Source organism: Rhabdothermus arcticus, from assembly GCF_055382915.1.
In genome coordinates this window covers 25204-39826 of sequence record NZ_AP043809.1, presented here as the reverse complement: position 1 = coordinate 39826, position 14623 = coordinate 25204, and the positions used below count along the sequence as shown (strand labels likewise).

Annotated in this window: 9 protein-coding genes and 2 pseudogenes; 2 read left to right on the top strand and 9 right to left on the bottom strand. The window is 56.4% G+C overall.

The genetic code is table 11. From position 1 onward, the window contains the following. Positions 1-101 precede the first annotated feature (101 nt). Positions 102-410, top strand: coding sequence for a hypothetical protein (locus ACZ48Y_RS10215; RefSeq protein ID WP_464742945.1), 309 nt, complete (start codon positions 102-104; stop codon positions 408-410). Positions 411-582: 172 nt separating this feature from the next. Further along, positions 583-1126 (top strand): annotated as a pseudogene (locus tag ACZ48Y_RS10210) (transposase family protein); the annotation flags it as partial. 171 nt (positions 1127-1297) lie between these two features. Here ACZ48Y_RS10210 and ACZ48Y_RS10205 read toward each other — a convergent pair. The 9 genes and pseudogenes from ACZ48Y_RS10205 to ACZ48Y_RS10165 form a co-directional block, all read right to left on the bottom strand. Beyond that, positions 1298-3295 (bottom strand): 3'-5' exonuclease, encoded by a 1998-nt coding sequence (locus tag ACZ48Y_RS10205; RefSeq protein WP_464742943.1) that lies wholly within the window; start codon positions 3293-3295, stop codon positions 1298-1300. Positions 3296-3400: 105 nt separating this feature from the next. After that, complete coding sequence (gene brxL, locus ACZ48Y_RS10200; RefSeq protein WP_464742941.1) at positions 3401-5017, bottom strand: BREX system Lon protease-like protein BrxL; 1617 nt, start codon at positions 5015-5017, stop codon at positions 3401-3403. 10 nt (positions 5018-5027) lie between these two features. Continuing rightward, complete coding sequence (locus ACZ48Y_RS10195; protein ID WP_464742939.1) at positions 5028-6248, bottom strand: hypothetical protein; 1221 nt, start codon at positions 6246-6248, stop codon at positions 5028-5030. A gap of 838 nt (positions 6249-7086) precedes the next feature. Next, complete coding sequence (locus ACZ48Y_RS10190; protein WP_464743068.1) at positions 7087-9834, bottom strand: tubulin-like doman-containing protein; 2748 nt, start codon at positions 9832-9834, stop codon at positions 7087-7089. A 4-nt stretch (positions 9835-9838) separates the two neighbouring features. After that, entirely contained in the window at positions 9839-11542 is a 1704-nt protein-coding gene (locus ACZ48Y_RS10185; protein ID WP_464743066.1) for a vWA domain-containing protein, read from the bottom strand. A 28-nt stretch (positions 11543-11570) separates the two neighbouring features. Beyond that, positions 11571-12404: a transposase gene (locus ACZ48Y_RS10180; RefSeq protein WP_464743064.1), complete on the bottom strand. Its 834-nt coding sequence runs from the start codon at positions 12402-12404 to the stop codon at positions 11571-11573. 165 nt (positions 12405-12569) lie between these two features. Continuing rightward, positions 12570-12779: a transposase gene (locus ACZ48Y_RS10175; RefSeq protein WP_464743074.1), complete on the bottom strand. Its 210-nt coding sequence runs from the start codon at positions 12777-12779 to the stop codon at positions 12570-12572. Between the two features lie 283 nt (positions 12780-13062). Continuing rightward, positions 13063-13251 (bottom strand): hypothetical protein, encoded by a 189-nt coding sequence (locus ACZ48Y_RS10170; protein WP_464743072.1) that lies wholly within the window; start codon positions 13249-13251, stop codon positions 13063-13065. Between the two features lie 111 nt (positions 13252-13362). Beyond that, positions 13363-13962: pseudogene (locus ACZ48Y_RS10165) on the bottom strand (IS607 family transposase); the annotation flags it as partial. Between the last annotated feature and the right edge of the window lie 661 nt (positions 13963-14623).

Sequence of the window (14623 nt, the reverse complement as noted above, 5' to 3'; positions counted from 1 at the left end):
GGTGCTACCGGACGTGATGGCCGTTATAGCCCCTAAGAGGGTCAAAGTAGTGCCGTTTTCGCAAAGCATTGCATAAGCTGTCGAAGCGGAGGAGGCTTCGTATGAAGCGTTTTCTTTTCCTTGCTCTCCCGGTAGCTTTCGTCCTCACAGCCTGCAACCCCGGACCCTCATCCCTTCCCAACACCTCACCGCCCGACCCCGACTACCACATCACCCAGCTCATGGGCCTGGACCGCCCCTTCCCGGTGCGTCAAGGGGGGTGGACGGAGCTCTGGGTGCAGTTCTACGCAGCCCAGAACGATAAAGACTTCGACAGGTTTCTGGTGGCCCTTCAGGATGGCAAGGTCCCGGTAACATTCCCCCGTTTGCTACTTGACCTAAGAGCTTTTATCAAGCAAAGGTGGCTGTGATGAGGAACGATCGCGAACAGCCCCACTACTATCTTGACCCCGGTCAGCCCGTGTAGGGCTAACCTTGCAGACCTGATCATCGCCACCTTCATCTAGGGGTCGTTCTGTTCGGTCTCGACCTTTAGCGGGGCTGCCGCCTGATCACCCAGGCCTACTGCCACCTCTTCCTCTTTTCCCAGACCTCCACCACTCTCGCTTCTACAGGGTGCTGAGGAACGCTTCCCCCCTCCTTGTCCGCCTGGCCCGGGGCCACCGCATCCACACCCACGCCCTGCCCCAGGCCGCGGTGGGCCGAGTCCCCTAGGGGGTTTCTCCGGATTTGGCCTGGCGGCGGTGATGGACAAGGAAGGCTGCTGCGAACACTGGGCCATCCTTCCCGGCAACGCCCGGGAGACCTGGGCGGAGCCCTTAGTGACCGACCTTTCCCGGTTTGCCCTGGTTCTGGGAGACCGGGGCCTTCGCTGGGTGAAAGAGTGAAAACACCGCCCTACCGGCTGCGAGGAGGTCAGCGGGTGGGGACGGGCTGGAAGCCCCTCATGGGCCAGGTGCGGAACGGAATCGAGACGCGCTTCAGCGTGCTGGTGCGCTCTCTAGGGCTCCACCGCTTAGAGGGCAGGCGCTTTCGATCCCTTTTGGCCCGGGTAAACCTCATCCTGCTGGCCCACAACCTGGTGCGGAGTCATGCCTTGCTCAGGATCGCAGGGGTGGAGTTGTGAGCTAAAGGTAGCAAACGAAGGGATTACACCCTCGGCCCGGCCCGGACTGACTCCCACGCGAGGGTTATACTACGATGCTAAAACTAACGAAGAGACTATCCCTGGGGTGCATTCCCCCACCAGCTAAAGCAGGAGGTCCCCCCGTGCCAAGGTTCTTATGGAGGAATCCAGTTACGAAGAAAGAAAGGGGCTTGGCTCCCCCCAGTAGCCGATCCACAGATGTTCCCGTGCTCGGGATAAAGCTACGTAAAGGAGATGACGCTCTTTGGCCTTGAGGTCCTCGCGTTCCCAATCGAAAGAGGCTTTTCGCAGAAGGCTTTCCAAAGGAAAAAGTTTCTGGTTGACTCCGAGGACGGCTACGGCTCTGTACTCCATGCCTTTGGCGCTGTGTATGGTTCCGTAGCTCACGCCGATCCCTCCCTTTTCCGTTTCGGAAATGCGGGCCACGGGAAGACCGGCTTTTTTAAGTTCCTCCGCCGCCTCCTCCGATAGCCGCCGAAGACGGGAAAGCACCGCCACTTCTTGAGGCGGAACTCCCTTATCTATAAGCCAACGCACCCAGCGCACCAGTTCAGCCAAGCACTGGTCTTTCCTTAGACAGGGTTGTACGCGTGGCTGGGGCCCTGTAAGTAGGGAAAGAACCTCCCGGGTTTCTTCCTCGACCTTTGGGGGTAGGACTTCTTCAGCCGCACCGGCGATCTCTCGGGTCGTACGGTAATTCACTTTCAGGCGGATGGATCTCCCCCTTACTTCGATACCTAGGGCTCGCCACGAAAGTGGCTGCTTGTAGATCCGCTGGGCGGGGTCTATGGCAAAGAAGAGGTTATCGGGCGCTTCTTCCGCCAGAGCTCGGACCAGCATTAGCTCTGGCGGGCCAAAATCTTGGGCCTCATCCACTACTACAGCACGGTAGCGGGATAAAGTCCCGTCCTCCACGGCTTGGCGTACCCTGTGAAGAAGGCCGTTGAAAGTGTATTCGCCCCGATCCCACATGTCCTGCCACACTGGTTCAAAAGCCTTGAAAATCGCCAAACGCTGACGAGCTGTGAGGGGAACTCCTCTTCCAGTCCTAGGGAAACCACGGTAGCTTTCCCAGGTGTAGAGACCCCAGACATCCATAAATTCAAACTCAGAAATTAGGAATGGATCCGGGAAGCCTAGGTTCTTTCCCGCCTCCAGCACCTTTGGCCGGTATTCCTTTGCCTCCAATACCTTTGCCGGCCCGAAGGTTTTTTCATACCAGGAGCGGGCTAGCGCGTGGAGGTTTTCCACCGTGATTTCGGGGGGAATTTCTCCCAACAAAAGCTCCAGAGCCTGCTTAAGTCGGATAGCCAAGGCCCTATTAAAGGTGGTAAGAAGGATGGGGCTACTGGGATATCTCTGGGCAAGAGTAGCTGTTCGGTGCAGAGCTACCACGGTTTTTCCGGTACCAGCCGGTCCTGTAACCCGGGCAGGGCCTTGAAAGTGCTGTTCCACGGCGTCTCTCTGGGCAGGATGGAGAAATACCATCCATCGTTCCCAGGGGTAGTTGAGAGCCTGACGAAGGTCCTCCAAGCGCTGGATAAACAGGATGTGCTGCCGGCTTAAAGAATGGGCAGCCAAATCTTCTACTGTGGACACCCGAGGAGGAGGAAGCACAGGTTTTCCATCTATGAGTTCTAGTAGGCGTTCCTGCACGTCCTGGGGCAGCCCAGAGATAAGTTCCACGAACTGGTCTTCCTCCGCATGTAGAAGGGGCTTGAGGTAAGCAGGAGGGACGCCTAATTCCAGCAGATAGTCCTTCTTGTAGTTGGCCAGTACGGGACGGATTACCTTTTCCTTGACAACGACCTTGGTTTGTTCAACTACCTTATAGATTTGAAGTGCGCCCGTTTGGGGGTGGATCTCCGCCCGGTGGTTTTTCGCCCACCGGTAGGCCTCGTCGTGGTGGTCCACATAGGCAAAGACCCATCCCACCTCGTTGCCTTGATAAAGAATGATGCGGAGATCCTTGTTTACATAAAGGGACCAGAACTCTCTGGATTGAATTCTTTCTAGCCGATGCTGTTTTAGGCTAGGATGTTTGGGGTCTTGCACAAAGAGGAAAACCTTTTCCCGAACCAGGTCCTGCTCTTTCCTAGTGAGCTTTTCCAGGGCCTTAAAAAAATGGTCAGCGAAACCAAAGGACACGGCATCACTCTCCTCTCAGCCTGTTTACAAGGGAGATCTTTCTGAAACGAAACTCTTCTCGGAAGAGTGCTTCTGTTCGCAAAGGGCTGATCTTATCGATAAGCATCATTCATCTAGGAAACGCAGTACTTCATCCACCGGTGTGCCTGGAGACACCTGGAAGCCTTCCCCTGGGGTTCCAGAGGGTAAGAGCCGCTTCTCCCCCCAACGGGCCAGGCTCTGGTACATTGCTCCCTCCGGACCAGGTAAGTCCTCGGGACCTTCGGTAGGGGGAGGCACACCCTTTTCCTTAAGACGTTGGAAGAGAGGGTGATAGGACTCGTCGACCAGGGGGAAAAATTCTTCCCAGGAGAGGCTGGGGCTTTCTGAAATCTCTTTCTTCTGGGGAGAGAACAAAGAGAGCTTCTCAGGGGGAAACTCTTCAGAATTGTTATGGCTCATCTCTTGGTACACCTTTCCCCGAAGCTCCAGGGCTAGTTCAGCCAAGGCTTCTGCACGCTCCTGGGGCCAGTCCCGATTGGGGTAGAGGAGCTTGAGTAGGGCGGAAACCAACTTCTTCACCGCCCGGATGTCACGTTGAGTGAGTCCTCCGGGAAGGGGAAGGTCGGGTTGGAAATCTCGGGGACGGAGTTTTCGCAAGGCAGCACTTAGGTAGTCCACCACAAGGCCGGGTCCCTTATACAGGAGTTCAGGTGTAATTTTGGGGAATTCGTGTCCAGGAAGAAGGCCATGTATTCGATCCAAGAAAGCTGTATCTCCATTGAGTCCTGGGGGTAGGACTCGAGTCAGAGGAGGCTTTGGGCTATCGGTATTTCCCAGGAAGACCAAAGAGGCATCGGAGGTTAGGGTCCTTCCACCACGGCTGAATTGACCCGACTCCATATAATCCTTAAGAATGGAAAGAATAGAAGGATCCTCCCAAGCAGTGTGGGCAATTTCATCAAAGATGAGCACCTGATAAGTGGGGATTAAGCCTGGCTTACGGGTCACCTGGTGATAAAAAAGAACCGCGGGGGTCACCTTCCCTCCGGAAACCACGAAGGCTTCTGGAGAAAGGTTCCTGAGCAAGTAAGTTTTCCCTGTTTGCCGGGGCCCCAACTCTATAAGGTGGAGGTTTGGTTCTACTAGGGGAGCCAAGCGGACCAGATAAAGCATCTTTTGTCTTTCGCTCAGAGCTTCAGGGTTGATACCCACGCTCCCCAAGAGGAAGTCTCTCCATTCTTCCTCAGTAAAAGCCTGGCGGGCTCCGAGGTAGGGCTCGAGGGTGGTGAGGCTGGTTTGAAAGGGGATGAACTGTTTCACTTTCACCTTTCTTCGGCCTCCTTCGTAAATCAGTTCTAGGGTCCCCCACATGCCATAGAGGACTCCGGGATGCTTTTCCGGCAAGGTGTAGTCTACTTCGGCCTCGATTTCTCCCAGGCTGGGAAGGAATCCACGGTGCCGACCCGAGTTAAGGTCAACCCGGACTTCGAGGCGGTCGATAAGGACCATTCGCCCTGATCTGAGCAATCGGTCCTTGACCCATTCCTGGTGCTCCGAACCCAGATACCGTTCCTCTAGGAGCTTCCGCACCTTGTCTACCGCTTCTGATGTCCCTCCTAATTTGGCCAGCAGATACTCCACCACAAAGCGGGGGACGCGGTGGAATACCGTTTCCTGTGAAAGATTCTTTTCCACCACGTGCCCTTGGAAGACGTTTCGGGCCTTTTCTTGAAAGCTCACAGTTCCTCCCTTAGCCTAAGAGCTCATCCAAAAGGGGGTTTTCTCGTACCACTTCGGTGTTTTCTCGGGAGGCTGCTCCGGATGGAGCAGAATCTTCTTGGGATTGAGCTTGGGCCTCTTTCTTGATCTTAGCCTCCCAGGTTTCCTCTTCTATAAGCTGCTCGGGGGCCAGAGGGTAGATCAGACGGATGAGGACGTTTTCCCCCGGAAACCAGTCCTCGCGATCATAAGCTTCTCCCCAACGGACTTCGGGAGCTGGACCCAACACATAGGCGTACTGGCGATGTTCAGGCCAGTTGCGCACCAAAACTCGAGGAGCGGCGGCAGCCACAGCTGCAAACCAAGCTTCCTCCCCCACATTTCCTAGCCTCTGCCCCTTCAGAGCCTCCGCCACCCTCTGAGCCCGCTCTCCAAGGGCCTGCCGAAAGTCCTCCTCATCACCATCCCAGAAAGCCTCAAGAGCCCCCTCTCTTACCAACTTCTCCGCTTCACGCTTCAAAAGGGGGTCGCTGGACCGCAGCCGACGGGGGATCCGGATGACCAAGGGGTTGTCCTCAGGCATTTCTTGCGGCAACCTGAAGCTCACGATGGCTTCCCACGCCCTCTTGGCTCGCTCCCTTTCCCTTTCCAGAGCCACCCTTTGAGCCCGGACCAGCACCATTTCCTGCCAACGATCCAGGTAGTGTACGAAGCGTTGGGTGTACTGCGACTGAGCTTCCTCGGCTTTGTGTAACAGGTCCCAGGCTTGATCACAGAGCTGCTTACGGAGAAATTGGCGGTTTTCCTCGCGGAGGCCCTGCCGTCGCCTAAAAAGCCTCTTCCACCAAGGAAGAGGAGGAGGGGGGGGAGTGTCCACCTCCTTCACCCATCGATTATGGTTTTCTTCAAATCTTGCGCGAATATCTTGCAAAAGGTTTTGGGCCTCTACGGCTTCGGGATCTTTCGCCAGGAAAAGGCCCATGTCACCCTCCTCAAGCGCCTGGTTTATGGGGGTCAGATCCTCCTCAAGGCGAGCGATTTCCTCTTCTAGATCCTGGCCACGCTCTAGCCTGACCAAAAGCCGCTGCAGCCGCCCCCGTTTCTCAGCCACCCCTGCTGCCTGGTCCAGGTGCTCCAGAATCTCCTTCTCCCGGGCTTTGTGATCTTCCAGGGCCTGATCGAGTAGGGCAATGGCTTCCTCTAGAACTGGAAAGCCCTGAAGGAGAGCCTTCCGTCCGATTTCGTAGGGCAAACCGGCTTCCAGGGGAAAAACTGCTTGGTCCAGGGTCTCTTCGGCTTCAGCCTTTAAATTACTCCGGTACTCATCCCATACTTCGCCGGTCCATTGGGGGTGGCTTTCGCATGAGCCCCGCTCGGGCCTCTCTGGTGGATCAGAGGGGATCCATGGACTTTTGGGTGCAGAAGGAATGGGCGGAGGCGCTTCTAGCTGAATTTTTCGGAGCGCTTTGAAAAGCAAGGGCATTAGAACGGAAGCACTTGGATTTTCCCTCTCCAGTCTTGCAATACCAAGACCAGCCCATTCCCGTCCCTTCTCTGGATGCAAAGGAGCTCGGGTAAGAACCAGGGCTTCTACAAAATGCTGCACCCAAGGGGCTAGATGACTTTCGCGGGCAAGGTGCAAACCATTTCTAGACCATCTGGAGAGAGGCCAGACCCGTGTGGGTACACTGTACTGGGGATCGGGAGGCAAGCGCTTCAGAGCTTGCAAATCTTCAGGGGCTCGGAGGAAGAGGACTAAATGAAGACGAATTTCCATCCCCTTCCTTGGCCCCGTTTGTAGGGTGGACGTCGTCTTGTCCAGGTATTCCTCTAACCCCTCTTCCCCCGCTTCGGCAAAGATAACAATGTTCAGAGCGGGGTCTACATCGTATCCACGTCGCTTGAGTTTGAGATGGCGGTCTAAGCCCAGCAAGTTTTCAAGAGCGACTTTGGTCTTTTCTGGCTCAAAGGTTACCTCCAGTGCCGGCCCTTTTCCCCCCAGGCGATTTTTCCAAGCGGGTAAGACCTCTCTAGCGAGGGCTTGCCCCAAACCCGGAAAGGTCACAACCAAAGTGGGATGGACCATGGCTTCAAAGGGTGGGGAACTCGTCCTTGCCCATCCCGGGCCTGATGGCTTGCAGCTCTTCGTACCAGGCTTGAAGCGCTGCCATCTCTTTCAGGAACACCTCCTTGTCCTCTTCCCTCCAAGAAGGGTCCTCTAAAAGAGACTCCCTTTCCTTCATCACCGCGGGTAAGCCGTTCTTCAGACGTTCCAGTGCCTCGGGAGAACGCAAGCGTTTGCCTTCCTCGTTCTTAACCTGGGACTCCAGCTCCTTGAAGGTAAAGAAGTCTCCAGCCAAATTCTTAAAGGCGCGGGCAGGGCTAGTTCCTAGGAGATAGGACCTTTCTGTCCCATGTCTACGATCTGTGAAGCCATACCCCTCTTCCTGTTTGGTCAGAAACCCCAAAACCCGGGCCTTGGTCCAGATCCGGGCCACCTCTTCCTCAGAAGGGGCGGGGAAGAGGTCCGGTAGGTCTTTTTCCCATTGACGGTTGGTGTGAAGGCTTCTTTCCTCGGAAAGAGCCAGGTATTTCTCGCGGTAAATATGAATCCCTCGGAGTACAAAGGCGGGAATGGAAGCTTCTATCTTATAGAAAAGGACCCGAGAATCGTCCCCGGTGGAGACCCGTTGCAGACGCATGCGGTCATGCAGGTTCGAAGCGAAAAGATTGATAAGTTCTTCGTTGGCCAATAGGGGGTGCTGACGGTCCGTGGCGTCGTGCAAGCCCATTATATGGACCTGCTCCCGGTAGCCTAAGCCCGGGTTGGAAACCCAGGCGTCTTCATAGTCCCATGCGGGAGAAGAAATTTGGTCCAGCTCCCTGAAGGTGCGCTCCACGGCTTCCCAGAGCGCGGGATTTTCTTGCCTGTGGTCCAAAACTTCCTGCAGCCATTCAGAGAATGAGATGTTGGGGCTGGAAAAGTGTTTCTTGATCTTTTCCTCAGGATTTGTAAGAAGCGCCTCAAGGTCCCACTGTAGGCCCTCTTTCATCCTGCGTGCCTGCAGCTGACCCTCCCCTTCCAATCCTGCAGGAGGCAAGGAAAGGGTGAAGGGGCTCGTGTCCTGGCGGTGTGGGGAAACATCCCTTCTTTCCTGGCTCAGCCTATCCTTGTAATCCCGAATTCGCTGTTGCGCGCTTCTTACCTCGCGGCGCAGCTCCTCAAGGATCCGAACGGCTTCTTGAGCGAGTTCCGCACGGATCTCAGCAAAGGCAGCCTCTTTAGCGGAATTTAAGAGCAGCGCTAAATTCTCATGGTCAAGGACGGGTTCTGGAATCTCTCTCCGAAAAATCCCGATAAACCCGTTCCCCGTTGCAGATTCTCGAATCCTCTTTTCAATCTGCTCTTTCTCCTCGCGGTGTCTCCTGTTGGCCTCCTCTGCGCTTCTCGCCAGCTCCTCCTGTAGCGAGCGGGTTTCCTGAAGAAGATCGCTAAGGGCTTCCTCAAGCCTGAGCAGGCTTTTGCCGGAAAAGTTTTGCCGTGCGTTTTCCTTCAGGAAAGTTCGAAAATCAGACTCTTGCCACTCCTTTAGGAGTGTCTCCTTGATTTGGCTTTGCCAGTTGCTCAAAGCGTTTTGGATTGTTTGCCAGTTTTTCTGATCATCTGCCCGGGTGGGGGAGGGCGTCAGGGACGGAGGAAGGATTTCTTTACTAATCGTTCTAAGGGATTCTAGGCGGGTCCGTACTTCTACAGGCTCCCATTGGTAACCCCCTTCCAGGAGTTCTTCTAAAGCCTCGAGGACCTCTTGGCGCCGAGCTTCTTCCTGTAGAGCCTGAGGTTGGAAGCGGAGCTCCGCGGCTCCAAAGCTTGCGTAGTGGGCAGTCTTGCCGTAGTACTTTCCTTTTTGTTCATTAAGCTGGTGGACGATGTTGTCAAAGGTGTCCGCCTGTTCCTTGCCCAAAGGCCCTGCCAGGAGGTAAAGACCGAGGCCGAGGAGCTCCACAAGGTCTTCGACCTCGTTAAAGGCCTTTCCTGCCCGGTTTTGTCGATTTACAAGGAAGACAATATCAAAGGGTTTTTTCCGCACTTCAATCTCTCGACCGCCAAAGCGATAGCGATAGGTATCCTGACGGCTCATGAAATGATCCAATTCTTTTAGAGTGGCGTAGGCATTGGCTTCCACGTTCTGGGTTCCGGGGCGATTTACGTAGATATCGGGTAGGAGGAAGTAGCCAAAAAGTTGATCCTCATCTTTCATGAGTTGACGAAGGATGAAGGCTAGGTCTAGGAAGATGCCAGACCCTGTGCCTCCGGCCAAGGAACCCACTAGAGCTACGGTGAGATGAGGGGTGTAAGGTTCGTAGACGTGAAGCTGCGAAGTGCTGGGCCTTTCATCGCGGTAGTCCCGGGCCAGAGACAGGAGATCACGCAGGTTCTCATAGACCGTAGTCGCGTTGGCAAAGAGGGCTAGGCGACCCAGAGCCCGGATCTGGCCAGCCCCAGAGAGAATATTGGCTTTAAGGTCGGCTTTTGGGGGGAACCACTCCCGAATCTCATCGTGAACCTGAGGCAGAAGGCTTGCCCCCCGGGCTTCAATATGCAGGATTTCATCGGCTTTGAGCCGCACGGTCTGATATCCGGAGGGGGTCTTCGCGGTTACATGATCGGCATTTGCGCTGGTGGTGTCGATAAGAAGGTATTTCACCAGGGGGGGATCTTCGCCAAAGGTTTCCAGGAAACGCTTCTTTGCATGGAGAAGGGCCTTTTTCCCCGTTCCTCCGAGGCCGATTAGTACAGTGCGCTTGAGTTTTTTTGTAGACTTGTTATTCTCACCCATCAACTCACCTCTTTCTGGATCGATTAACTCTCTTTATGGTCACGCCTCCCAATTCCTTGCCTGAAGAGTCCCGAAAAAGGATTTTTTGTTCCCATTTCAACCGATTCCCTGGCTTAACAGGGATGCCGCTTGATTCGGCTTTCACACGTAAAGGCAGTTCGATTAAACGAGGGACGCCCCCCGTTTTCTGCAGGCGCACTCCCCGCAGATGTTCTTCGCCCACCAGTTGGCCCAGGTCTACCGTGCCTTTAAGGAACACCTCACGTCCTTCTTTATCTGGAGGAGCTGTGTACAAAGCTGTTCCCCAGGGCTGGCGAGCCCGCCATAGCCGCCAAAGCAGCCAAAAAAGGAACAGAGATAGCACAAAAAGGAGCCACCGGTACTTCTGAAGCCAATCCCATGCGGTCATGGGTTGGTGAACGGGAGGCAGGCTGGAGGGAGCCTGTACCTGGCTGCCCTGGGGGGGAGCCACTTCTAAACGAGGCACTTGGGTAACCCCAGCCCCGAGATTTTGATTTAAAAGCCGGACCTCTACTGCCTGTTCGGGAGAAACCACAGTCGTTTCTCTCTTCCCGTTGATCCAGACCTCTAAGCCCCGGGGTGCTTGGACCCGGATCTCCACGGGCTCCTTGGCCCAGGTGTTGCCCTCGAGACGGTAGACCAAACGGGTCTCCTGACCCCTGGCCAGTTGTATGTTTTTGGGAACTTTCAGGGGTTTTAGAACGTACTTGGCGGGAGGATGATAAGCAAAACGCACTTGTATGGCCGAGGGCCTGACGACCGTAGCGGGCCCTCCCTGGGGACAGAGCCAGGCGGTGTATTCCCCATAAGAGAGGTGATCTGGGTTCCGGAGCGTGAAGATTAACTGGAAGGTGCCATGAGTCGACACCGTGGTGGGAGATACTTCCAGAAAGGCCCCTTGCCTTTCCAGCTCCGGAGTCTGGACCTGGAGATGCAAGTTTTGGGGCACCCCTTGAAACTGGACCTCGAGATCCCGTGAAACGACGCGCTCCTGCCAGAGATTGCCAAGGTTAAGGCTACTGGGGCGAAAAGTGATCTCAGTCAGCCTAGGGACCTGATTAGGGGCGGCGTCCAGGGTTTTGGCATTAGGTATGTTTTGTAAAGCGTTGCGGACTTCCTTTGGTGTGGGAATCCCCAAACTTACGTAGAAAAACCAGTCGTAGGGTCCTCGCTGGATTTGATAGCGGCGAACCACCTCATTTAAGGTGAGAGGTCCAGGATCATTGTCTTTTCCATCCGTGAAGATATAGATGCTGTAAGCCTCATTCGGCCGTCGGTTTCCTTCTAGATCGCCAAACACCCTAAGAAGAGTCGCGTAGAGATAGGTTTTGTTTCCCGTAGCTTGAAGGCTGTCAAGGTAGCTTAGCAAAGCCTCCTTTTCCTGAGGCATGACAAAGGTTTGGCTTGGACTAGGGCCTGCATCAAAAGGTTGGATGGTTACGCGACTTCCTGGAGGAACTTGACCGGCAAATCTCTTAATTTCCTCCTTTACGCGGGGAAAAATGACCCGCCCCTTTCCATCACCCAACCCCATCATTGATCCAGAGGTGTCCACTAAGAAAACGTAGTGATAGAGCTCAGGTGGCGGGGTGGGGTTGGCTTGGGGGCTATGGACGAAGGACTGGCAAGCCTGAGCCATGGTTAGGCCGAATAAGGACATAGATAGTGCGATGATCAAACGTTGCATATCCCACCTCTAACAAGGGCACAAGAGCTTAAGGCGCCCATAAGGAGAAGACGTGTAGTACTTTCACGAATAACGATACCACTTTAATCCTCTTGGGCTCCACAACATCCAGCGGCGTCCGGTAGCCCAGCGCCTGGTTCAAGCGGCGGGTGTTGTAGAAGTGCCGATACTCGTCTAACGCCCGATGCAGTTCCAAGGGGTCTCGAATCTCCTCCCGCATGAGCTTCTCTTCTTTCAAACTCCGGTGCAACCGCTCGATCTCGCCGATTCCTTCCGGCTTCCCCACCGGGACGAACACCTGCCCGATTTGATGCGCGTAAAGGTAGCCGCGGAAAGCCTCAGATTGGAATACCGAGCCCCGATCGGTGCAAAGCAGCAGGCCCTTGGTGGGAAGCCCTAGCCTCCTGGCTTCTTCCCGGGCCCGCTCGATTGCTTCCCTCGCCAATCTCGCGGTCTCGCCTTCCCCCACTTTGCCCGCCACGCTGGCCAGAAGGTAGCGGCTCTCTTCCTTGATCACGTTGAGGATGCGGTAGCCCCCGAGGCTGGAAGCTCCCTTGCTTTCCACCAACCGCCACAGGGTGCCGTCGGCGCTGAGCACAAGATCCACCCACTCGGGCTTGGGGAGCTCGGGGCCTTGGTTCTTAACCTTCCGCTTCCGCTTCGTCGGAAGCAAGAGCTCCTCCGCCTTGAACACTCGGTAGACGGTGCTTTGACTCGTCTGGATGACCCGGCGCAAAAGCTCCGCCCAAACCTTGCGGTAGCCGTAGGTGGGAAAGGCCAGGGCGATCTCGCGAGCGTGCTCCCGGATGGCATCCCGCTCGGAATGGCGGCGGAAACATCGGGAACCCCTCGCCTTACGCACGCCTCACAGCGCCCCGCCCTGGACTTCCCGCCACCTCCGCTTTCGTCGGTAGTAGGTGCTCTTGGCCATCCCTAAAAGGCGCAAAAAGCAGTTGACTCCGAGACCCAACTCACGGCGCACGGCTTCCAGCTCCAAAAAGTTCGCTCGATCGAGCGACGAAGTTTTTTAAATCTCCACCCGTAAAGCCATCTTTGTCCCTTCCCCGCCCTTAAGGTACCGGTCGCGCCAGGCAAGCAGGGTCTTGTGGCTAACCCCCTGCCTTCTTGAAGCCTCACTCGTCGAAAGCTCCCCGCGCAAGATGCTCAGCGCAATGGCAACCTCCTCCAGGGCGTGTTTGCTTCGCAAAGCAGCCGTGCTCCAGATCCTTGTAGCCATTTTGCTCATACACCACCCCCTCTTGCCTCGTAGGTGGTACCGCTTGAGCTGAAGCACTACACGTGAGAAGAGGGCTTCCGCCCCACCATGACAACATCACTTTCAGAATATGGGCAATCTTGGAAGCGCTATGCCAAATTTTCCTCACTAGGTAGGAAGTGATCTTGGAATCCACCTGTGGTAGTGCCCCGAGTTTTGTGTGCGCCCCCTGGACCCAGGGACACTTTGCCCTACATGAGGTGCCTCTGCTTTAGCTGCTCGAAGAGCTTCCGACCTCCGAAGATCACCTTCTTGGGGTTTGGCACCTCTCCCTGGCCGAAGCCAAGGTGGCCTGCGCTTTGAGGATGGCGTCGTCCGCGTAGCGGGCGTTGAGGTGGAATACGCCTTGGAGGTGTCGTTTGAGGTCGTTCCTGCTCCACCCCTCCAGGAGGCGGTTGTAGGCGTAGCGCACGGCGGAGGAGAAGCGGCGCATCAGGTCCAGGACTTTCCTCCGGTCCTCCCCTGAGGGGAAGACCAGGCGACCCTGGACCCCGATGCGGGGAAGCTCAGGCCCCTTTGGGGCTTGAGGCTTTTCACGGTGTTTTCCTTTCCGCTTTGCCCCGTCTCGCTTCCCGTAGATCCGCGCGGCGAAGCTGGAAACGACGGCCACCAGGTCCTCTGCAAGTTCCCGGTGAACTTCTTCGCTTTCCTTCCCGCTCAGGACCACCAGTTCCACCCCGAAGGCCTCGAGGAAGCGGCGGATGTAGCCCAGCCCAAACCGAGCCAGGCGGTCCTCGTACTCCACCACCACCCGCTCCAGCTTCCCATTCTTGGCCCGGTTCAGAATCTTGATGAGCCCCCGCCGGTTCTCGTTCACCTCGCTCGCGACCTCGGCGATGACCTCGTACGTCCAGCCTTGCTCCTTGGCGAACGCCTCCAGCCGAGCGATCTGGTTCTTGAGAAAAGCTTCCTGCTTTCTCGTGCTCACCCGAGCGTAGAGAACGGTGCGGGGCTTCGGCTTCGCCTGGGGAACCTCCAACCCGAGGGAGAGGAGCCGCTCGATCTCCTCCCGGCGGTACCGCCTGCGGCCCCCGGGGGTGCGGACGGGGTGCAGAAGACCCTGCTTCTCCCACTTGTACAGGGTGTTGCGGTGGAGGCCGTAGCGCTCCCTGATCTGGTGTGCCGTAAGGAGAAGCGGGTCCACCTAAGAGGTAATGAGGTGTAGAGTGGGTTATTTTTCAACTGTTTGAACCCCCTTCGCGACGCGGGAAAGAAGTTTTTCCAGGGCCTCCCGTGGGGGAGGATCAGAACGCTCTCCACCACCCTTCCCATCCAGCGAACGAAGTGCCGGCGGTCGCCGGTGACCACGATCTCCGCCCCGGCGCTCGCAGCCGCGACCAGGATCAGCGTGTCGCTCTAGGGCAAGCCGAGCGCCCGGGCCGCCTCGAGGAAGCGCTTGAGGGCCTCCGCTCCGCGGGTGTGGGGAACGGATAGTGCCATGGCGACTCCTTCATGCCATTCTAGCGGGGCGTCACCGTGCCTTGGCGGGGAGATTCTTGCGCCCTCGCTTTGTCTTGAGGGGTTTTCCTTTACGGACCGGTTCGTCTGGTCAGGCGTTTCCGGGCCACCGGTTCGATCCGCCGGGTGCTGATCCGGGCCTCGCGCCCTTCCTTCCTCGCGCGCGAACCCGGTAGACGGCTTCCTCGAGGCCGAGGCAACTGGCCTGATCAAGAGCGAATAGACCTCCCTGTTCAGGGGTGAGCTTGCAAAGATCTCCACCCGGGGAGCAAGCCGCATACTCCCTCGCCACGCGTAGCACGTGAAAGCATGCGCCGGGCGGTGGAGCGCCGCATTGTCGGCGCAAT

Excerpts from the sequence above, each read along its gene's own strand:
- ACZ48Y_RS10170 (WP_464743072.1), bottom strand. The coding sequence starts at position 13,251 with ATGCGCCGCTTCTCCTCCGCCGTGCGCTACGCCTACAACCGCCTCCTG.
- ACZ48Y_RS10190 (WP_464743068.1), bottom strand. The coding sequence starts at position 9,834 with ATGGGTGAGAATAACAAGTCTACAAAAAAACTCAAGCGCACTGTACTA.
- ACZ48Y_RS10185 (WP_464743066.1), bottom strand. The coding sequence starts at position 11,542 with ATGCAACGTTTGATCATCGCACTATCTATGTCCTTATTCGGCCTAACC.
- ACZ48Y_RS10175 (WP_464743074.1), bottom strand. The coding sequence starts at position 12,779 with ATGGCTACAAGGATCTGGAGCACGGCTGCTTTGCGAAGCAAACACGCC.
- ACZ48Y_RS10215 (WP_464742945.1), top strand. The coding sequence starts at position 102 with ATGAAGCGTTTTCTTTTCCTTGCTCTCCCGGTAGCTTTCGTCCTCACA.